Source organism: Rhizobium sp. SJZ105 (assembly GCF_007828365.1).
Lineage (GTDB): Bacteria > Pseudomonadota > Alphaproteobacteria > Rhizobiales > Rhizobiaceae > Agrobacterium > Agrobacterium tumefaciens.
The window spans coordinates 96,849-117,934 of the sequence record NZ_VIUP01000008.1 but is presented as its reverse complement, the minus strand read 5'-3'; the positions used below and the strand labels follow the sequence as shown (position 1 = coordinate 117,934).

18 protein-coding genes are annotated in these 21,086 nt (G+C 60.0%); 7 read left to right on the top strand and 11 right to left on the bottom strand.

Annotated elements, in window-relative coordinates; translation table 11 throughout:
- Window positions 1-192 precede the first annotated feature (192 nt).
- On the bottom strand, window positions 193-1,473 hold the full coding sequence (locus FB593_RS20835) for an ABC transporter substrate-binding protein (RefSeq protein WP_004431072.1): 1,281 nt from the start codon (window positions 1,471-1,473) through the stop codon (window positions 193-195).
- A 194-nt stretch (window positions 1,474-1,667) separates the two neighbouring features.
- Here FB593_RS20835 and FB593_RS20830 point away from each other — a divergent pair, with 194 nt between their 5' ends.
- From FB593_RS20830 to FB593_RS20805, 6 genes are read left to right on the top strand one after another with little or no spacing between them, the layout of a single operon-like run.
- Window positions 1,668-4,193, top strand: coding sequence for a hypothetical protein (locus tag FB593_RS20830; protein ID WP_145166879.1), 2,526 nt, complete (start codon window positions 1,668-1,670; stop codon window positions 4,191-4,193).
- Window positions 4,194-4,206: 13 nt separating this feature from the next.
- Complete coding sequence (locus tag FB593_RS20825; protein ID WP_065663319.1) at window positions 4,207-5,301, top strand: glycoside hydrolase family 88 protein; 1,095 nt, start codon at window positions 4,207-4,209, stop codon at window positions 5,299-5,301.
- A complete protein-coding gene (locus FB593_RS20820; RefSeq protein WP_145166878.1) occupies window positions 5,298-6,650 on the top strand; it encodes a glycoside hydrolase family 28 protein in 1,353 nt (450 codons plus the stop codon). Before FB593_RS20825 ends, FB593_RS20820 begins: the two co-directional genes overlap by 4 nt.
- Entirely contained in the window at window positions 6,650-7,756 is a 1,107-nt protein-coding gene (locus FB593_RS20815) for an ABC transporter ATP-binding protein (protein ID WP_111799931.1), read from the top strand. Before FB593_RS20820 ends, FB593_RS20815 begins: the two co-directional genes overlap by 1 nt.
- 1 nt (window position 7,757) lies before the next feature.
- Entirely contained in the window at window positions 7,758-8,753 is a 996-nt protein-coding gene (locus FB593_RS20810; protein WP_004431062.1) for a carbohydrate ABC transporter permease, read from the top strand.
- Between the two features lie 14 nt (window positions 8,754-8,767).
- Window positions 8,768-9,814 (top strand): carbohydrate ABC transporter permease, encoded by a 1,047-nt coding sequence (locus FB593_RS20805; protein ID WP_004431060.1) that lies wholly within the window; start codon window positions 8,768-8,770, stop codon window positions 9,812-9,814.
- A gap of 10 nt (window positions 9,815-9,824) precedes the next feature.
- Here FB593_RS20805 and FB593_RS20800 read toward each other — a convergent pair whose 3' ends face one another.
- The 9 genes from FB593_RS20800 to FB593_RS20760 form a co-directional block, all read right to left on the bottom strand.
- On the bottom strand, window positions 9,825-10,871 hold the full coding sequence (locus FB593_RS20800; protein WP_013762382.1) for a LacI family DNA-binding transcriptional regulator: 1,047 nt from the start codon (window positions 10,869-10,871) through the stop codon (window positions 9,825-9,827).
- A gap of 220 nt (window positions 10,872-11,091) precedes the next feature.
- The gene (locus tag FB593_RS20795; protein WP_145166877.1) at window positions 11,092-11,877 is read right to left on the bottom strand and encodes a TIM barrel protein; all 786 of its coding nucleotides are present in this window, start codon (window positions 11,875-11,877) and stop codon (window positions 11,092-11,094) included.
- 9 nt (window positions 11,878-11,886) lie between these two features.
- On the bottom strand, window positions 11,887-12,897 hold the full coding sequence (locus FB593_RS20790) for a Gfo/Idh/MocA family protein (protein ID WP_145166876.1): 1,011 nt from the start codon (window positions 12,895-12,897) through the stop codon (window positions 11,887-11,889).
- Between the two features lie 9 nt (window positions 12,898-12,906).
- The gene (locus FB593_RS20785; protein WP_004431052.1) at window positions 12,907-13,806 is read right to left on the bottom strand and encodes a sugar phosphate isomerase/epimerase family protein; all 900 of its coding nucleotides are present in this window, start codon (window positions 13,804-13,806) and stop codon (window positions 12,907-12,909) included.
- A gap of 142 nt (window positions 13,807-13,948) precedes the next feature.
- A complete protein-coding gene (locus tag FB593_RS20780) occupies window positions 13,949-14,890 on the bottom strand; it encodes a sugar ABC transporter substrate-binding protein (RefSeq protein ID WP_013762379.1) in 942 nt (313 codons plus the stop codon).
- 282 nt (window positions 14,891-15,172) lie between these two features.
- Entirely contained in the window at window positions 15,173-16,201 is a 1,029-nt protein-coding gene (locus FB593_RS20775) for a LacI family DNA-binding transcriptional regulator (RefSeq protein ID WP_019567007.1), read from the bottom strand.
- Window positions 16,202-16,604: 403 nt separating this feature from the next.
- Window positions 16,605-17,810, bottom strand: a complete 1,206-nt coding sequence (gene pcaF / locus FB593_RS20770; RefSeq protein WP_019567006.1) for a 3-oxoadipyl-CoA thiolase — start codon at window positions 17,808-17,810, stop codon at window positions 16,605-16,607.
- A 10-nt stretch (window positions 17,811-17,820) separates the two neighbouring features.
- Window positions 17,821-18,516 (bottom strand): CoA transferase subunit B, encoded by a 696-nt coding sequence (locus FB593_RS20765; RefSeq protein WP_145166875.1) that lies wholly within the window; start codon window positions 18,514-18,516, stop codon window positions 17,821-17,823.
- Window positions 18,513-19,220 carry a 3-oxoacid CoA-transferase subunit A gene (locus FB593_RS20760; protein WP_145166874.1) on the bottom strand — a complete coding sequence of 236 codons (708 nt, stop codon included), beginning with the start codon at window positions 19,218-19,220 and terminating at the stop codon, window positions 18,513-18,515. The genes FB593_RS20765 and FB593_RS20760 overlap by 4 nt, the downstream gene beginning before the upstream one ends.
- A gap of 136 nt (window positions 19,221-19,356) precedes the next feature.
- On the opposite strand from FB593_RS20760, the gene FB593_RS20755 reads away from it, so the two are divergent.
- Window positions 19,357-20,118: an IclR family transcriptional regulator gene (locus tag FB593_RS20755; RefSeq protein WP_004431042.1), complete on the top strand. Its 762-nt coding sequence runs from the start codon at window positions 19,357-19,359 to the stop codon at window positions 20,116-20,118.
- On the opposite strand, the gene FB593_RS20750 is transcribed toward FB593_RS20755, so the two are convergent.
- Window positions 20,088-21,011: a helix-turn-helix domain-containing protein gene (locus tag FB593_RS20750; RefSeq protein ID WP_145166907.1), complete on the bottom strand. Its 924-nt coding sequence runs from the start codon at window positions 21,009-21,011 to the stop codon at window positions 20,088-20,090. The genes FB593_RS20755 and FB593_RS20750 overlap by 31 nt on opposite strands.
- Between the last annotated feature and the right edge of the window lie 75 nt (window positions 21,012-21,086).

Here is a 21,086-nt window from a genome sequence, read left to right as displayed (position 1 = left end):
CGCGCACGCAGCTTCCGGCGCGCCTCGCCGTCAGCTTTTATGCCGGGCGTATTGCAGTTTTTTTTCGACTTGCTGATTAAGTCAGATCGCATATGCCACGACAGCCGGCGAACAAGCGGCGAAGTATGCCCGGAGCATAACTCCGGGCAGATCGAGAGCATCGTTATTTCGTGATGAAAGAACGGGCGCTCATCATTTCTTGACCGCAACGGCCTCATTGATCTTGGCGACATCGTCTTCCAGAACCTTGTAGGTCTGGTCGAGCGTCAGTTCGCCGACGATGAGCTGGCTCATGCGCTGGACGATCTGCTGATACATGGCAGTGCCACCCTTGGCGTGCTCGAATTCGCGGGCGGCCTGCGGCACATTCTTCTTGTTGTCCAGAAAGACCTTCATCGCCGCCTTGGCGTTTTCGCTCTTCAGCTTGTATTGCGGATCGACGATTTCGGCACCCGTCAGGATCACGTAATTTTCGGCGATTTCCCGCTGCACCTTTTCAGAGCCGAGAAATTCGACGAAATGGGCGACATCTTCGGGATATTTGGTGCGCTTGAAGCCGACAATCGCCGTGCCGCCAGGCATCGCATAGCAACCGGCATCGCCGCAGGGGGCGTTGATCGCAGTCCATTCGAAGCTGTCACCGATCTTGTTCTGGAATGGATTGACCATCCAGTTGCCGGCCAGATAGGTCACGACATTGCCGTTGACGAATTCATCACCCATGTTCTTGTATTGCGAGCCACCCGCAGCACCCCACATTTCCTTCGGGAAGCTGCCGTTCTGCGTCCATGAATAGATGTCAGAGATGTATTTTTTCGCCGCGTCGTCGGGGAAGCTGAACTTGCCGTCCTTCACATAGGTCGCACCATAAGCGAAGGCGCCGCCGGAGAAGCGGTGGCCGGAGCGGTCCATGGTGAAGGGAATCTGCACGCCGGTCGACTTGGCAACACGGGCGGACGCCTCGACAATCTCGCTCAATTTCGCGGTCGGGCCGGGCAAGGGTTCACCCGCCTGCTCGAACAGCGTCTTGTTGACGAAGGGCAGGTTCAGCGTCTGCGAGGCCATGTAACCGTTGATCGACTGCGGATCGTTGACACCAGGCAGACGAAGCTGGGCAAGGCTCGAACCGTGCAGTTTGGCAAAGCCATCCGCATCCTTCATGTAGGGGCGCATGTCGAGATAGTAGGAAGCGAGCTGCCAGTCGGTGATCTTGGCAACATCCGGCCCCTCGCCCACCGCTAGCTGTACCGGCAGCTGCTTGGAAACGGCATCATAACCGGAAGACACGAAGTTGATCTTCACGCCCGGATTGGCCGCCTCGAACTCCTTGCTGAGTTCAGACATGCGCTGCACATAACCCTGGTCGTCATCCGTAAAAAGGAACGTGATCGTTCTTGTCTCGGCCTCTGCGACCGAAAGGCCGGCGATAGAGGCCAATACGAGGGCGCTAACGCCCGAAAACAGTTTCAGCATGCTCATCCTCCCAATGAAAAAATTTTCACAAATCGAATTGAAGCTCCTCGTCTTAATTCGATTTCGCTTGTTTTGCGACTTGACAGAATAAACGTCAAGCTGTTTGTTTCGGCTAAATCGCACAAATCGACGCAACAAAGCGAAAATAGATTTGTGAAAATAATTTCATAAAGGTCGACGGGAGGCGATCCATTATGACGGATGGACCATTGGCGACGGGCACGTCGCAGCCCACATATATCGTGCCGCCAGGCGAAACGGTTACCGCCTGGATCGTCTCGGATCTGGTGGAAACCTCATTTCCGGGAATTGCGGCACCGGCGGAAGACCGGGTCGATTATCGCTTCATCAACGGCTTTGTGGATGTTGGCGACCTGCCCTGCCGCAAGGCCTTTCAAGAGACGATGATCGGCCGCGACATCGCGCCCGACTCCAGCTTTACGGTTTCGCACCTCAACCTGCCGGGTTCCAATCGACGAGTTGAATTCACCGGTTTCTGGCATGTTCCGACCCATGTGCAGCGCTGGCTGAAGGGCACGTTCCGCAGCGACACCACAAGACAGGCGCATTTCCGGCTGCGCACCTGCGGCGGCGTGCGCATCTGGGTGGGCGGCGTGGAGCAGGTCCGCTTTGAGCCCTTTATCCGCAATGTCGAAAGCAGCCGCGATATCACGCTCGAACTTGCGGCCGGCGATAACGAAGTGCTGCTGCTTTGCGAAGATCTGGCGGAACGTGACATCATCTGGTTCCTCGAGCTTGAGGTTACGGACGCCACGCCGCTCACCGTCGTGCTGCCGGTGCCGCTCGACCGGGAAGAAACGAAACGTCTTGCCGCACTGGTGCGCGATGCTCGCCCCGCACGCGACGTTTTTTCCGGCGCGGCCCTCGAGCTGGTTTTCGGGGCAGCACCTGCCAGCGACCTTCCCGTCCACATCGCGGTGAAAAGCCACGGCCACGAGCGCGCCGCCCTTGCCGAGGTCGATACCGTGCTGAAAGCCGGGCAATCGACCCTGACGATCCCCGAGACGGTAGGCATTTCGGACGGATATCATGGCGTCAGGATCACCATCGGTTCAGGTGCCGGAACGGTAACGCGCGTCATCGACGCAGCCTTCATGGGCGATATGGCGCCACAACCGGCCGCCACCGATATTGCCGAGCGAAAGAAAGCGGCATTGTCCTTCAGCGCCCGCTTTGGTGCATGGCGCATCGGCCGCGCGCTGGCAATGGTCGCTACCGGCAGCGGTGACATGAAGACGATTTCCGGCATCGTCGATGCAACGCTGCGGTCCATCGACCGGCGTGAGGATTGTTCAGATTTCGTGCTGGTGCCACTTCTCTGGCTGGTGCGCGCCTATGGTGACCGGCTTCCCCCTCAGATGCTTGAGCGGATCAACTCTTCTATTCTCTCCTATCGCTACTGGGTGGACGAACCCGGCAACGACGTCATGTGGTTCTGGAGCGAAAACCACGTTCTGTGCTTCCATACCAGCCAGCTGCTCGCGGGAGACTATCTGCCGGACGCCATCTTCAGCGCCTCCGGGCGCACCGGCAGAGAACAGGCGGCACTCGCCACTGAGCGGCTGCAGCGCTGGTTCGGCAGCGTCGAGGCGCACGGTCTCGCCGAATGGAATTCGGCCGCCTATTACCCGGTGGATTTCATCGGCCTTCTCGCCATCGAACATTGGGCCGAACCGGGACTTGCCGCCCGCGCCCGCCACCAGCTCGATCTCATTTTCGAAATGATCGCTTTGCACACGCTTGGTGGCGTTCCCTCCGGTTCCCAGGGCAGAGCCTATGACAAGGAGCTGCGCGCCGGGCCGCTGACGGAACTTGCACCTTTTGCGCAAGTTGCCTTCGGTCAGGGCTGGCTCAACAATGGCGTCGCCTCGCTGCCGATGTTCTGCTGTGGAGATTACCTGCCGCCTCCGCATCTTGCCGCCCTGTCGCAACTGGCAGGCGGCCGCATGGTCGAGGCGCGTTATGCGCAGGGACTGGAGCCGGGCAAACTCGTGCTTTTCAAGAACGAAGCAGCCCAGCTTTCCACTGTGGTGGACCACAAGACAGGTCGCAAGGGCCACCAGCAGCACGTCATGGACATCAAGCTTGCCGGCCATCCGATGGCGCGGCTGTGGGTCAACCATCCCGGCGAAGATGATCCGTGGGGCACACAGCGCCCCTCTTATTGGGCCGGCAGCGGCATCCTGCCGCGCGTGGCGCAGCACCGGGATATCGCCATGATGATCTTCGATACGGATGATCACCGCAATGATTGGACCCATGCCTATCTCGGTCGCGACGGGCTGGACGAGGTGGTGACGAAGGGTAACTGGCTCATCACCCGCGCGGGCCGCGGCTTCGCAGCACTTTACGCGACCAATGGGCTTGAACCTGTAACAGCGGGTGCCACCGCCGACCGCGAGATCAGATCACCTGGCCGCCGCGCTGGCTGGCTCGGCATTATCGGCTGCGGAGATACGAACGCATTCGCGCACTTCCGCGAAAGAATTCTCGCCACGCAGGTCATGTTCGACGCCGACAGGCGCCTGCTGTCTGTCACACCGCCCGGTGGCCCCGAACTCTCCCTCAACTGGGAGGGCACCTTCACCATCGGCGGGCAAGGCATGGCCTTCGACCACGAGCAGCCACAGCCACAGATCACCTTCGACAGTGCCAAAACCGCCGCAGGCAACGGCGTGGCGCAGCCATTTTACTCCTAAGCGGAATGACCAGATGAACCAGCAAAGCATCGAGAAAGACACTCTCAGAGCGACGATCGACAGCGTCGCCGCCGCCTTCAGCCGCCTCAAGGGCATACAGGAAGGCCTGGCAAGCGGTAGTTCCGACGGCAAGATCCAGTTCGATGAATGGGATTGGGAAGTGGGCGTTGGGCTTTACGGCTTCCTGCGCCGGGCGCTTGCCGCGAACGACCAGAAAGCTCTGGACGATCTCGTGACCTGGTACGGCTGGCAGATCGATCGTGGCCTGCCGCCACGCCAGATCAACAGTTCCGCGCCAATGCTGCCGCTCGTCATCCTCACGGAACATGTCGACCGGCCGGATTTCCGGGCGCTGGTGGAAGACTGGGCCGACTGGCTTGTGCACAAATTGCCGAAAACCGAAGATGGCGGCTTCCAGCACGTGGTCAAGGAACGGCTTAACGAGGGTGAACTCTGGGACGACACGCTGTTCATGGCTTGTCTGTTCCTTGCACGCGCCGGTGTGGTCTGCAAACGTCAGGACTGGATCGATGAGGCAGTCTACCAGTTCATGATCCATGCGCGTTACCTGTCAGACCCCGTGACCGGGCTGTGGTATCACGGCTGGACCTTCATCGGACGCCACAATTTTGCGCATGCCTTCTGGGCACGCGGCAATTCCTGGATCACCGTTGCAATCCCCGAACTCTTCGAACTGGTGCCGACGCTTGCCGAAAAGGACAAACGTTTCCTCGCCAATGTGCTTGCAAGCCAGGTGCGTTCGCTGCGCCAGTATCAGCGCGAGGATGGCATGTTCCACACGCTCCTCGACGATCCGACTTCGCCGGTCGAGACGTCGGCAACCGCTGGCATCGCCTACGGCATTCTGCGCGGCATCGAGGCAGGTATTCTCGGCGAAGAAAACCGCGCCCATGCCGAGCGGGCGCTGAAGGCGGTGCTGGGCAATATCGATGACGAAGGCGTCGTGCACGGTGTGTCGGACGGAACGCCCATGGGCCACGACCTCGATTTCTACCGCCGCATTCCCAATTTACCGACACCCTATGGGCAGGCGCTGACGATGCTGCTCCTGATCGACGTCTTTCTGAAAAGGCCGCAGGCATCATGAGTGCTCACACCAATATCACCATAGCCGCCGAGGGCCGTGACGCCACTGCCGATATCCAGCAGGCAATAGATACAGCATCGGCTGCAGGCGGCGGCGTCGTGTCGCTCTTGGCCGGACGGCATGTCAGCGGCGGCCTTCATCTTAGAAGCGACGTGGAACTTCACCTTGCACAAGACGCTGTGCTCGCGCCGATTTCCGACTACGACGCCTATGCCCATACGTCCGTTTCTGTCATCGCCGAGGATTCCGATCGCGGCATGATCGTCGCAAAGGGCGCGAGCAACATCGCCGTCACCGGCCCCGGCCGTATCGAGGCTGGCGGTGAGAACTTCATCATCGGTGACGACGAAGCCATGGGAACCTATGTGCCCGCGAAAAAGAGGCCGCGTGTCATGGTTCTGGAATCCTGCCGCGACGTTCGCCTTGAAAACCTCGTCGTCAGCGGTTCGCCAATGTGGACCCTGCACATGGTCGATTGCGAAGATCTGAGTTTCAGCAACATCCGTGTCGAAAACGATCGCCGCCTGCCCAACACCGACGGCATCGTGCTGGATGCCTGCCGGCGCGCACTGATCGAGGATTGCTCCATCTCCACCGCCGATGACGGTATCTGCCTGAAGACCAGCGCCGGACCGGATGGCAAGGCTGTTGGCGCCTGCGCCGATATCACGGTTCGCCGCTGCACTGTCTCAAGCATGAGCTGCGCCTTGAAGCTCGGCACGGAATCCTTCGGCGATTTCACCGATGTGGCGTTCGAGGACTGCAAAGTCATCGCATCCAATCGCGGCATCGGCCTTTTCTCCCGCGATGGCGGCGCCATGCGCAATATCCGCTTTTCGCGGATCGAGGCGGAGTGCCACGAAACACCCGGCGGGTTCTGGGGATCGGGCGAAGCCGTGACTGTCACCGTGGTAGACCGCCGGCCGGAACGTCAGGCCGGTAAGGTTGAAAACCTTGTGGTGGAAGACCTGAGCGGTTCGATGGAAGGGGCGATAAACCTCGTCGCCACCTCGAGCGCCGGCATCCACAATGTCACGCTCGCGCGCATTTCACTGTCGCAGCAGCCCGGCAAACTCGGCACCGGCCTGCAATATGATCTTCGCCCGACCAATGCGGACATTGCACCAAGCCCGGAAGCTGCCGGCCGCGCCAATGCCTGGACACGCAGCCCCGACGGCAGGATCGTCGGACTTGAAGATTACCCCGGCGGCATGCCTGCGGTCTATCTGTCCGGCGTTCACGGATTTTCTGCGCGCGACGTTGCCATTGGAAGAACGATGCCCTTACCCGAGGGCTGGAATGCAAAAGAGATCGTCGCAGAGACGACCTTGCCCGAAGGGAGCAGGTAATGGGAAGTCTAAAGCTGGAAAACCTCAATAAGGCATTCGGTGCCGTTCATGTCCTGCATGATATCGATCTTCAGATCGAGAACGGGGAATTCGTCGTTTTCGTCGGTCCTTCCGGCTGCGGAAAATCCACGCTGCTGCGCATCATCGCCGGCCTTGAGGATGTGACGTCAGGCACCATCGGCATTGGCGGACGCGATGTCAGCGCGCTCTCGCCGGCCGAGCGCAAGATCGCCATGGTCTTCCAGTCCTATGCGCTCTATCCGCATATGAGTGTGCGCAAGAACCTCGCCTTCGGCCTTGAAAACCTGCGTTTCAAGCGGGCGGAAATCGAAAGCCGCATCAACGAGGCAGCGCGCATGCTGGCCATCGAACCCTATCTCGACCGCAAGCCGAAACAGCTTTCCGGCGGCCAGCGCCAGCGCGTCGCCATCGGCCGTGCCATCGTGCGCGAGCCTGACATTTTCCTGTTTGACGAGCCGCTGTCGAACCTCGATGCAGCGCTGCGCGTGCAGACCCGCGCCGAAATCACAAGGCTGCATCGCGATATCAAGACGACAATGATCTATGTGACCCACGATCAGGTGGAAGCCATGACCATGGCCGACAAGATCGTGGTGCTGCGTGCAGGCCGCATCGAACAGGTTGGCAGCCCGCTCGAGCTTTTCGACAATCCGCGCAACCTCTTCGTCGCCGGCTTCCTCGGTTCACCGCGCATGAACATACTAAAGGGCACATTCGTCGCCGGCAGCGACGGCGGTTTCGCAATCGACTCCGGATACGGCGTGTCCCTGCCCTGCCTCGTCGATCCCGCCGTGGCTACCCCCGGACAGGCAGTTCTGGCGGGCATCCGCCCCTCGCATTTTGTCATCACGCAGGAAAAGGGCCTGCCCTTCGAAGTGCAGTATCACGAGAGCCTCGGCACCGAGACCTATCTCTACGGCAATCTTCAGGGCCAGAAAGAGCAGATCATCGTGCACCAGGCTGGCCACTTCGCACCCGCTTCAGGCTCAGTTCTGAACATCATGCCGGCGCGCGAAAGGGTGCATGTCTTCGACCCCGAAACCGAACTGGCGCTGCCGCGCCTTGACAGCCACGGGAGAGATTAGCATGGCCAATCCGACGCTTGCGAGACTGTCCGACCGCGTGCTCGACGCCGTGATGGCAATCGCCGAAGTGCCGCTCAACCTCATAGAGCGGCTGATCGGCAAAAGACGCATGCCCTATATTTTCCTGATGCCGAACCTCGTTCTCTTCGGCATCTTCACCTTCCTGCCGATTGCCATTGCCGTCGGTTACGCCTTTACCGGCGGCACCGAGCTGCTGATCACAGACCGCCCCTTTGTCGGTCTGGAGAATTTCGGCAAGCTACTCGATTGCCAGAGCTATATGGACCCCGGAAGCTGCCGGGAATCGCTGTTCTGGACAGCGATCTGGAACACGCTCTGGTTTGTCGGCTTCAACGTTGTCGCCACGCTGTTCGTCGCGCTGGTCACGGCCCTCATTCTTAACAGGGCGATTGCCGCGCGCGGCTTCTTCCGCGCCATGTTCTTTTATCCCGTGCTGCTGTCACCTGTCGTCATCGGCCTCATCTGGAAATGGTTTCTTGACCGCAACGGACTGCTGAACGCCTTCTTCCAGATGCTCGGCGTGCCGCCGGAAATCTTCCTGCTGGATGTCGGCTGGTCGCGCTTCTTCGTCGTGGTCGTATCCGTCTGGTTCCACATGGGCTTTTACACGCTCATCTTGCTGGCAGGGCTGCAGGCCATTCCCAAAGACCTTTATGAAGCAGCCGCAATCGACGCCGCTTCGCCCCGACGCACATTGCTGCGCATCACCCTGCCACTGCTGGCTCCCAACCTTCTCGTCGTACTGATCCTTTTGATGATCCGCTCAGTGCAAATATTTGATGAAGCATGGGTTTTGACCAATGGCGGCGGGCCGGGCACGGCCAATACATTCGTGGTGCAATATATCTACCAGATGGCCTTCGGCAGCGATCTCAGGCTCTTCGGCCTCGCATCCGCCGCATCGGTTCTGATGGGCCTTGTTCTTCTCGCGCTGACGCTCGTGCAACTGCGCCTCGGCAAAAAGATGGAGTCCTGATCATGTCCGGCAATATGAACGCAGTCACTTTCCTGACGCGAACCCGCCGCCCCGGCAGGATCGGCCTCACCGATATTCTCTCCTGGGTGTGGCTCATTGGCGGAACGCTCGCGGTGCTCATACCCGTTGTCTGGGCCGCCATGTCTTCGCTGAAGCCGGAAGCCGAGATCACACGGTTTCCGCCGAGCCTTCTGCCCCGCGCCGCCGTGCAGGTGGAAGTTCCAGGTTATGACAGGCCGCTCAGCCTCTGGACCGTCACCATCGACGGCATGGAGCGGGAGATGGCCATGGTCCGGCGCGTTGGCATCAAGGCGCAGATGGTGGATCCGGCCAATCCCGGCCCGCCGGTTAGCGTCGACACGCGCGAAATGTCGCCCGTCCAGAAACTGACGATCGCGACACAGAATTTCACCGATCCCTTGACCCAGTTCAACTTCCTGACTTTCCTTAAAAACTCGGTCTTCGTCACTGTTGTCGCGACGGTTTTAACCTTGATCGTCAACGCCATGGCGGCGTTTGCTCTATCGAAATACCGCTTCCGCGGCGAGAAGGCGATTTTCGTGCTGATCATCTCCACGCTAATGATCCCACTTACCGTCGTCATGGTGCCAGCCTATCTTGTTATCGTCGGTGTCGGCCTCGTCGACAATCTCTGGGGTGTCATCATTCCCACCGTCGCGACGCCAACCGGCGTGTTCCTGCTCAGGCAATATATGCTGACGATCCCGGACGAACTGATCGAAGCAGCGCGCGTCGATGCGGCCAGCGAATTCCGCATCTTCTGGCGCATCATCCTGCCGCTGACGGCACCTGCACTAGCGGTTCTCGCAATCTTCTCGGTGCTTTGGCGCTGGAACGACTTCCTCTGGCCGTTGATCGTCCTCAGCAGCCGCGAGAACTTCACACTGCAGGTGGGCCTGAACGCCTTCCAGGGCGAGTTCTCGGTGCAATGGCACTATATTCTCGCCATGACCTTCCTCAGCCTGGCGCCGGTTACCGTCGTGTTCCTTTTCCTGCAACGCTATATCACGACAGGCATTGCTGGGACGGGCATGAAGTAAAAGCTCGGTATCACTTGGGGGGCGGTGCGATGCTGCCCCTCAGCACAAGTCGACAGCCAAGTTCCAGCCGGTGCGCAGGCCGGGTCGGGTCGGCGGCGACAAGCCGCTGCTCCAGCAGGGAAAGTGCCGCACCACCCAGCCTGTCGGCGGGCAATTGAATGGTGCTGAGCGGCGGCGCACTGAAGGCCGCCGGCATGATATCGTCAAAACCCAATACCGAAACGTCATCGGGAACCCGGACACCGGCTTCCGTCAGTGCTTTCAGACAGCCGAGCGCCAGATTGTCGGCAGCGCAGAAAATCGCCGTTGCATTTCTGAGCGGGCGCTCCTCGGCCAGCAGGCGACGAATGGCGGTTTCGCCCCATTGGGGTTCATAACTCTCCACCTCAATGACCATATCCGCAGGCACGGGAAACCCCGCCGCAAGAAATGCGTCGCTATAGCCGTCGTAACGGCGGCGGATCGTCGTGCGCCCCTTCCAGGTAATGTGCAGAATATTGCGATGCCCAAGGGAAAGCAGGTGCTCGATGCCGAGGCGGGCGCCGAAACGGTTCTCGGCCGTAACGGTATCGACGATCATGGCCGGGTCCTCGCCATTGATCAGCACCACCGGTTTGCCGAGCGCCGAAAGCGCCTGAACCAGTTGCGACCGGTCATCGTTCAACACCACGATGCCATCCACATTGTCGGCATCCGCCGCCTGCGCCACCGCGACAGGGTCAAGCCGGCTTGTGGCGCTGACGAAGGGCACGATGCGAATGCCGCGCCGTTCGCATTCGCGCCGGAAGCCGTTCAGCATCGTCCAGCTGACCATGTTGAGATCACTTTGCGGAGCCGCATCGTTGGTCATTGCCAGCAACACCACGCGCAGGGTCGCAATCGTCGCCTTCTGTCGGCGGTTTTCGAGATAACCGAGCGAACGAGCCGCTTCCAGCACCCGCTCGCGCACCAGCGTGGTCAGGGGGGCCGTGCCGTTTAGGGCGTGCGAAGCGGTGCTAAGCGAAACATTTGCCTGCTGCGCCACATCCTTAAGCGTCGTTTTCCTGTCTATTTTCATAAAAGGGAAATTCACCCACTCTTTTAAGGATGGGGCGGGCAAGAAACCGGCACAAAGCAGTTGATTTCAAGAATACCCGAGCCCGATTGCTGCTCTGTTCTGTCATGCAAAGATTACAGCATCATCCGTAAAAGCGGAATTGATTTCTCCGTGTTTTCTACCAATCAGCCTGTATTCGAACGCAAGCACCGCCTGCAGCAAACCGCAGGCGGTGAGGCGGTCATAGCGCCTTGGAGATATGGTCGATACTGTCTCTGACGGCAGCAGCCGGGTCTTTCAACTCATGCACCTCAGCCGCGAAAGGCTCGAAGCTGTAAGGCCCCTTGTAGCCAGCTGCCTCCAGCGTCCTGATCTGGGCAAGATTCTCCAGCCGGTCGTCGCTATCCACCAGAACGCGGTGGGCGTCCAGCATGTCGGCGACGGAGACAGCGGGGTCTGTCACGCCTGATATGTGGACGAGGCCGGTGCGTTCGGGGAAAAACACCGTCTCTCCTGCCAGATGATGATGGAAAGTGTCGTGCACCAGCCTGTAGACATCACCTCCATCTGCCGCGTCGATGGCCTTGACGGCCTCAGCCTTGGTGCGCAGCGACGAGACGGGGAAACCGAGTGGTTCGACAAGGCCGGTCAGCCCACGTTCCTCGAGGATGGGCTTCATGGCCTTCAGCGCGGCCACGAGATCGTCGAAGGGTACCTGTCGTCCCTCGTTGAGCGGGCACATGACAAGCGCCTTCGCGCCACTTGCGGCGGCGTAATCAGCCATCACGACTGCCCTTTTTGGCAGATCACCCGACCAGACGTTGAAGGGATAAAGCGCGTTGATGGAGATGATCGTCACACCGGCCTTTTCGGCCGCGGCCTTCACGGCAGCCGGGTTCACCGTGCCGACGATGTCAGGCAGGTCGTTGCGGATTTCGACTTCGCTAAGGCCAAGATTGCGCGCTGTCGCGAAGAAGTCCTCGAGGGAGAGTTTTGGTGCGGTGATGTGGTTGATGGCAAAACGCATGAGATATCCTCACTTATAAAGGGCAGGACGCGCGGGAAGGTCGATGGCGACCGCAGCGCCACCGGTTTCCTGCGCGGCGACGCAGGCATCGGATGTGATGGCGGCCACGTAACCGTCCCAGGAATTAGGTCCGGCCGCGGTGCCCTTCGCCGCCGCATGGATGAAATCCTGCAGCTCGACATCATAGCTCGCGATAAAGCGATCCTTCCAGTCTGTCAGGATATCGTTCTGTAGCTTGGCGCCAAGGCGGGTCTGGACGGACATCGGCTCCGGCAGGCTGGCGATGCCATCCTCTCCCACCACCTGGCACTGAATATCATAGCCATAATGGCAATTGACGAAAATTTCGACGTCGATGAGCGTGCCCCTGGTGGTCTCCAGAATGACGATCTGCGGATCCTTCAGCCGCGCATGGCTTCTGGCCGCCGAGCGGGGAAAGAGGACCCGCGCCGAAACATAGTCATCGTCGAGCAGCCAGCGCAGCACGTCGATCTCGTGGATCATCGTGTCGTGGATGGCCATAGCAGTCACATATTGCTCCGGAACCGCCGGATTGCGATGGGCGGCGTGCACCATGATCGGCGCGCCGATCTTGGTGTCGACGGCCTGTTTCAACGCCACATAACCGGCGTCATAACGGCGCATGAAGCCCACCTGAACCAGCCGCTTGCCCTGCGCCACCTCGGCGTCAACGACGCGTTTTGCCCCTTCCGCCGTTGTCGCCAGCGGCTTTTCGCAAAAGCAGGGCTTGCCGGCGGCAATGGCGGCCAGCACATATTGCTCATGCGTTGCACCCCAGGATGTCACCAGAACGGCGTCCACATCCGGCGATGCAATCAGTTCCTCGCCGGTGGCGAAAATGACGGCGTCTGGAGCAATGTCGTTCTTCACCGCCTCGGCGGATGCAGGGTTGAGGTCACTCAGCGCCACGACCTTTGCGCCTCCGAGGACCTTGTTGATGCGGCGGGCATGGTCACGGCCAATCGCGCCGGTGCCGATGACACCAATTCTCACAGTCATGGGAAAACCTCACTTGCGGTATTTTTCGATATAGTTGTTGATCTCGGCGCACATGAACCTGCCCGATTCATCGGCCCTGTCCTCCCAGGCAAAAACACAGGAGGTCATGATGCCGTCGAAGCCGATTTCGGAAAGCGTGCCGAAGAAGTCGTCCCACGGCACCTCACCCTGGCCGATGTTCAAGTGCTGGTGCACGCGCGCCTGCGTGCCGGGCGGGTTGAGAATGTAGCGCAGCCCTGAACTGGCCTTGTGATTGAAGGTGTCGCCGACATGCACGTGGGCGAGCACATCCTTCGCTTCGCGCAGCATCGCCTTGGTGTCGTCGCCGAAATAGAAGGTGTGCGGCGCGCAATAGAGAAACTTCACATTCTTCGAATTGACGGTGCGGATGATGTCGAGCGCCGGCTGAAGCGTCTCGCACCAGTCTTCCGGATGCGGCTCGACATGCAGATTGATGCCTTCGCGCTCGAAGATCGGCACAAGTTCTTCCATTGAACGCCACCAGGCATCCTCGCAGGCCTCGATCATCGAGCCGGTATGGCAGCAATAGCAGGAACCCTTGTCGGGATGCGGTCCACGGCCAAATTCGGAGTTCATCGTATCGACCTCCAGTTCGACGGCGATCTCGATGGCGCGTTTCCAGTGCTTCACTGCCGCCTGCCGCTCGGTCTCGTCATTGGAGGCCCAGCGATACATCGGCAGCAGCGAGGCAATCTTGACGTTTTCGGCCGCCAGCGCCTTCTTGAACGAGCGGATCCTCTCGGGAAACACGCGTGGCGCCTTGAACCATTCGAGGAAATCGGCGCGCGGGCTGAGTTCGATCCAGTCGTAGCCGAGCTCCCTGACTTTGGCGGGAAGGGCTTCGAGGCTGAGATGGCGGTGCATGAACGGGTCGATGGCGATGCGCATTTACGCTTCCTTGTCGTCGGTATCTGTTGAGGTCGTTGCGGACAGGTTAGGCCGCGGTCCGGGAGAAGAGACCGCGGCCTTGGGCCGGCTTTTCCATGAGCGGCCCCTGGTTTATTCCTGGCATTCCCAGTGAATGCCGGCCTCAGTTCTTCGCCTGATAATCCTTGAGGTTGGCGGGCGTGACGAGTTCGAAGGGCACGAAGACCTTCTTGTCGATCGTCTCGCCCTTGGCGAGTTTCAGCGCGGCATCCACCGCGCCCTTGCCCTGGCCGGCGGCATTCTGGAAAACACTGACATCCAGTTCGCCCGCCGCCATCGCGGCAAGTGCATCCTGGGTCGCGTCGATGCCAGCGATGATGACGCCATCCATCGGCCGGCCGGTCGCCTTCAGCGACTGGATCGCGCCGATCGCCATCTCGTCATTGTTGGAAATCACCGCATCGAACTCAACGCCAGCCGAGAGCCAGTTGGTCATCAGGTCCGACCCCTGCGTGCGCGACCAGTTGGCTGATTGCTCCTCAACGAGCTTAATGAAGCTGCAATCCGGTGTGGCGACGACCTCCTTGATGTCCTCAGTCCGCATGCGAGCCGCCTGGTTGGAGAGTTCGCCCATCATCACCACTGCCTTGGCTTCCGTCTTGCCGGCAGCTTTCAGAAGCCGGCAGACTTCCTGCGTCTGCAACGTTCCCGACTGTTTTTCATCGGAAGCGACGAAGGCCTGCTTGTCCGGCAGATTGTCGAGATTGACCGGCTGGCGGTTGACGTAGACAAGCGGAATGCCGGCTGCGGCAGCCGCCTGCGAAAGCGCCACCGTCGCATCCGTATCGACGGGATTGACGATGATGGCGTCGACGCCAGCGGCGACAAAGTTCTGCACCTGGCTCAATTGTTTGCCGACATCGTTCTGGGCGTCCTCGATCTGCAGCGAGACACCGTTCATGCCCTTCGAATAGTCGATCATGCCGTTACGCAGCACGGTCAGGAAATTGTCGTCGAACAGGGCCATCGAAACGCCGATGGTCTGAGCCGAAGCCGTGGTCGCCAGCATGGTGGCCAGAGCCGCAATCGCAAAATGTCTTTTCATGTCATCCTCCTCCGAAACTCTTGAAAAGAAACCGGTCGCACAGCCGCAAGTGCATCGCGCCACAGCCGATCGCCGGCAAAAGGATACCAGTCGCCGAAGATGGAAATCTGCGGCGTTTGGCAACCTTGAAACATCGTTATTGTCGTGGATCAGCCTCCTGCCCGCTCCACATGCCGGCAACATGATCCTAGTCCGGGGCCGGCGTCAACGCGTCTTCGGCGGGCAAAACCATCATGGCTGATAGAAATAGACGCGGCATTTATGATAGAATCTATCAAACCATCAAAGGCTCTCAGGAACCCATAGATGAGCGGGCACAAATCTCTGTCCCGGCGTTTCCGCCATGCCGTGTTCGATGGTGTGAACCATCGTGGCAACGAGGTCCGTGCATAGTTCGCGAAGCGGTGTCTGGAACACGCCGGTAATACGCCGCTCAAGCAGCGCCTGACGGGATTCCGGCGTCAACTCGTTGACGAGGCAGACGATGGTTTCCTGGCGGTTCTCCTGCTGCAAGGCCTCGATCACACCTTCCATGCCGCCGCCGATGCAATAGATGCCGACGAGATCTTGGTGTTTGGCGATGGTGTCCATGACAAGCTCGTAGGTCAGCCGCCGCGTTTCCAACGTGATCAGCGCGTCCATCACCTCGAATTCCGGCGCATATTCCCTGATATAGCTCCGAAAGCCGGTTTCCCGCAGCGAATGACCGTGAAAACGGTGGCCACCGAGCAATAGCAGCACCTTGCCCTTGCTGCGCGCCAGCCGCGAGATCATCCACGCCGCCGTGCGCCCGACCTTCATGTTATTCGCGCCAAGATAGGCCTCCCGCACACCCTGCGCGAAATCGGAAAGCAGCGAAAAGGTGGGAATACCCTTCGCCTTCAGCGCCTCAACGGCCGCCGTAACGTCATGATGGTCAGGCCCGGTCGCTGCAACGGCCTGCACCCGACCTTTCATGCCGGACAGAAGGCCCGCAAGCTCGCTCGGCTCGCCCGACTGCGCAAATTCGATGCGCAGGTTCAGATGGCGATCCCTCACGTTGCGCGCCGCAAGCTCCAGCTCGTCGGCAAATGTCTGGTAAAAGGAGTGCCGTTCTTTCCGCAGAATGATTCCGAGATTATATGACGGCAGATCGGCCAGCATGCGCTGGCGGATAATGTTGGTGGCATGAAAACCGATCTTTTCCGCCGCCTCGAACACCCGCCGCGAGGTTTCCTCCCGCACCGGCAGGCGACCATTCAATACCCTGTCGACAGTCGCAACGCTGACGCCGGCGGCGTTTGCAACATCTGTGATTGTCGGACGCTTCATGAAGACACCCCTTACACGGAAAGAATCCTGTCATACCCCGCAAAACATGTCACGGATCATGATAGAATCCAACGCAAACCGAGATTTCGGCGAGGGGTGCCATAGCACGCGGCATAAATATTGATGGCTGGGGTGTCTGGTGCGAGGCCTGCTTTTCCACGTCCCTCATCTTTGTGCTTGTCACAGAGATCCAGCCAGCCCAAGTCCTTGGGCCGAAAAGACTCCCTCCGTCGCGCAGGCGCGCGTCGGCTGGATTCCTGTGACAAGCACAGGAATGAGGGGAGTTGGAATGCACCAACGCGAGAAAATCATGCGTGGAGTTCCTGAGCACTTGCCGACATATGTGAGGACACGGCGGCAGCGGCATCCGGACCGTTCAACAGAACCGAATGCCGCGGTCCCGTCAGACCCGCTCGAGCGCCACGGCAATGCCCTGCCCGACGCCGATGCACATGGTCGAAAGCGCATAACGCTTGCCGGTCAGAGAAAGCTCGAGTGCTGCTGTGCCGGCAATGCGCGCACCGGACATCCCAAGCGGATGCCCAAGCGCAATCGCGCCGCCATTTGCATTCACCCGCGCATCGTCATCGGCAATGCCGAGCTGGCGAAGCGTTGCGAGACCCTGGCTAGCGAAGGCTTCGTTCAGCTCGATCACGTCAAGCTCTTCCTGTTTCAGGCCGAGACGCGCCAGAAGCTTGGCTGAGGCAGGCGCGGGGCCAATGCCCATGACGCGCGGCGGAACGCCGGCAGTTGCTCCGCCGAGAATGCGGGCAATCGGCGTCAGGCCGTATTTCTTTGCGGCTTCAGCCGAAGCGATGATGAGAGCCGCCGCACCGTCATTGACGCCGGATGCATTGCCCGCCGTCACTGTCGCACCGTCGCGCTTGTTGACCGGCTTCAGCTTTGCAAGGGCTTCAAGGCTCGTCGCGCGCGGATGTTCGTCTTTAGACACCACCAGCGGATCGCCCTTGCGCTGCGGGATCGTGACCGAGACGATTTCCTTGTCGAGGCGGCCATTGGCCTGCGCGTCGGCTGCCTTTTGCTGGCTGCGAACGGCAAAGGCGTCCTGATCTTCGCGGGAGACCTGATAATCGACGGCGACGTTATCACCGGTCTCCGGCATGGAATCGACGCCATATTGCGCCTTCATCAGCGGGTTGACGAAACGCCAGCCGATGGTCGTGTCGTAGATTTCGGCGTTGCGTGAAAAAGCGCTTTCGGCCTTGGGCAGCACGAAGGGCGCGCGGCTCATGCTTTCCACGCCGCCTGCGATCATCAATTCCGCCTCGCCGGATTTGACGGCGCGGGCAGCGGCGATGACAGCGTCCATGCCCGAACCGCACAACCGGTTGATCGTGGTTCCGGTCACCGAAACTGGCAGGCCGGCCAGCAGCAGCGACATGCGGGCAACATTGCGGTTATCTTCGCCCGCTTGGTTGGCGCAGCCGAAGATCACGTCCTCGACGGCTTCCCAATCCACGGACGGGTTACGCTCGACAAGCGCCCGCAAGGGCACAGCACCGAGATCGTCAGCCCGCACTGAAGACAATGCACCGCCGAAACGGCCGATCGGTGTGCGGATATAGTCGCAGATGAATGCATCGGTCATCGGTTGTTCCTCAAAGTTCCGGGGCGACAAGATCAGCGACTTCGCCATCGACATGGAGAGGCGCGCCGGTCATTGCCTGCAATTCATCGAACCTCATGTCAGCCAGCTTTTCGCGCAAAACGAAACGGCCATCCACGACGTCAATCACCGCATGGCTGGTATAGATGCGGGTGATGCAGCCGACGCCGGTCAGCGGAAAGGCGCATTTTTCGACAAGCTTCGGCTCGCCGTTCTTCGTCACATGTTCGGTGATGACGAAAACCTGCTTGGCGCCATGCACCAAATCCATGGCGCCGCCAACGGCGGGCACGCCCTTGGAGCCAACGCGCCAATTGGCGAGATCACCATTCTGCGCCACCTGATAGGCGCCGAGGATCGCAACATCCAGATGCCCGCCGCGCACCATGGCGAAGCTGTCGGCATGGTGGAAGAAGGAGGCACCCGGCTTCAGCGTCACGGCCTTCTTGCCGGCATTGATGAGGTTCCAGTCCTCTTCACCTTCCGGCGGCGCTTCGCCGAAATTCAGGATGCCGTTTTCGGTGTGGAAGATAGCCTGACGGCCGGGCGGCTGGTAACGGGCGACCATTTCGGGAAAACCGATACCGAGATTGACGTAAGCGCCATCCTCGATGTCCTGCGCCGCGCGCCAGGCGATCTGGGCGTTGGAAAGCTTGATATCGTCGCGAGTGTTGATTGGCTGGGTCATGCGTAGGCTACTCCCGCGCGAATGAGGACTTCTTCCTGTTGCGGATTGGCGATTTCCACGACGCCATTGACGAAAATGCCGGGCGTGACGACATGCTCGGGGTCGATCTCGCCGGCAGCGACGATCTTGGAGACCTGGGCGATGGTGGTGGCTGCCGCCATGCACATCAGCGGGTTAAAATTGCGCCCCGCCTTGTTATAGGTGAGATTGCCGTAGGTATCGCCAAGCTCAGCCTTGACGATGGCGAAATCCGCCTTCAGCCAGCGTTCCTGAACATACGACCGGCCGTCGAATTCGGCGATCGGCTTGCCATTGGCAAGCTCCGTGCCGAAGGCAGTCGGAGTGTAGAATGCCGGGATGCCCGCGCCACCGGCACGGATGCGCTCGGCAAGCGTACCCTGCGGTACAAGTTCCAGCTCGATTTCGCCGGCCAGATATCTGTCGGTGAAAGCGCGCGGATCGGAAGAGCGCGGAAACGAGCAGATCATCTTCTTGACCATGCCCGCATCGATCATTGCGGCAATGCCGATACGGCCATTGCCGGCGTTGTTGTTGATGACCGTCAGGTTTTTCGGTCCCTTGTCGATCAGGGCGTGGATCAGCTCGATGGGCGCGCCGGAGCCGCCAAAACCGCCGATCATCACCGTCGCGCCGTCGCCGATATCGGAAATGGCATCAGTCGCGCTCTTGATTGTCTTGTCCATATCAATCCTCCATCCAGCCCAGCAATGGGAACTCGCAAGGCTGCTTGGCGCAGAGCTAAATCCGAATCCGCCTCGACGGCAACAATTTTGTGCGTTATATGATTTTTGTTCGTATATCGCACAAATGGAGCGTGACATGGCCGTCAATGAAAGAGACATGATGGGCGGTCTCGCCAAGGGGCTGAAGGTGATCGAGGCGTTCAGCGCCGAGCGCCCGCGCCTGTCCATATCCGATGCCGCTGACATCGCAGGCCTTGACCGCGCCACCACGCGGCGCTGTCTGCTGACACTGTCGGAAATGGGTTACGCCGCCTATGACGGCAAGTTCTTCACTGTGACGCCCAAGGTTCTGCGGCTTGGAACCGGCTGTCTTGCCACCATGCCGCTGCCGCGCATCGTCCAGCCCCTTCTCGACCGTCTTTCGGAAGAGATCGGCCACAGCACATCAGTCTCCATTCTGGACGATACCGAAATCGTCTATGTGGCGCGCGCCGCCCAGCAGCGGGTCATGTCCATCGCCCTCATGCCCGGCTCGCGCCTGCCCGCCTATTGCACCTCCATGGGCCGCGTTCTCCTCTCAGCCCTTACACCGGAACGGCAGCGCGAGGTCCTGGAACACTCGCGGCTGGTGGCACGGACGGAAAAGACGATGACCGGTATCGACGCCCTGCTCGACGAACTCGAGGCGACCCGCAATCGTGGTTATGCCCTGATCGATCAGGAGGTGGAGATCGGCCTTCGCTCCATTGCCGTGCCGGTGAAAACCGTGCGCGGGCAGACGGTCGCAGCACTCAATGTCGGGCTTGCCGCCTCGGTAGCGTCGATGGACGATCTGGTGGAGCGTTATCTGCCGGCACTGCTTTCCGTTCAGCGTGAACTGGGAAGAATGCTTGCCTGAGGTGAGGCCGAAGCCGCACCGTCATCTCCCATTTTCCGCCGTTCAGCCAATCGCCATGCCCGCGGTGTCATGCCTGTTTCCCGCTTGAAGAAGCGGTTGAAATAGGCCGGATCGGCAAAACCGAGATCTTCCGCAATCATCTGCACGGTCGATACGGTGAAGATCAGTTCCTGCTGGGCGATCTCGATCTGGCGCCTGGCGACAAGCCGTTGCAGGCTGAGGCCGGAAACGGAACGGACGAGACGGTTGAGATGGGTCTCGGAAAGGCCGAGCTTCTGCGCATAAAACGCCGCCTTGCGCGGCTCGCGAATGTGTCGGGCGATCAGTGACAGCAGGAGTTCGAAGCGCTGTTCCGCAGGGCCTTCCCCGGTTCTTTCCAGTAGAGGCCGCGCCGCTCGTGCAAGAAGTGCAGCCACGGTGGCAAGCTGACCTTCGATCATGGCCTCCCGGCCTATCTCGTGGCTTTCATACTCCGCGGAGATATGTTCGAAATCCCTGCGCAATCGCTCGCCCTCGGAGAAATCCTGCAACGGCAACAACACGGGCTGCTGGAAATTCCGCAGCAGCAGCGCCTGTACGGATGCGGCAAGCGCGCCGGGCAGCACGGTGACGATCACCCCGCCAATATCGCGCGAAAAACGAAAGCCATGCTCGAAACCCGGCGGCACGACAATGGCGACCGGTGGGCGGATAGCCTCGGTGCGGCCATCCAGCAATGCATCGCCCTCGCCGCCCCAAATGTACAAGATTTGCAGGAACGCGGCATGCCGGTGCAGGCCGATTTCAAAGCGATGCAGGCTGCTTCTGGAAAAAAGCGTCTCGCAATGAAAGCGGAAAGCGGTTCCTTGCGCTGTCTCCTCGCCATATAGGCCTTCATTCGCCGCAACCCGCATGTCACCCCCAGCTCCCCGCATCATGGTCGAATTGTGCAATTTACGGATCAGAAAGTCCATTGAGCTTGTCGCGCG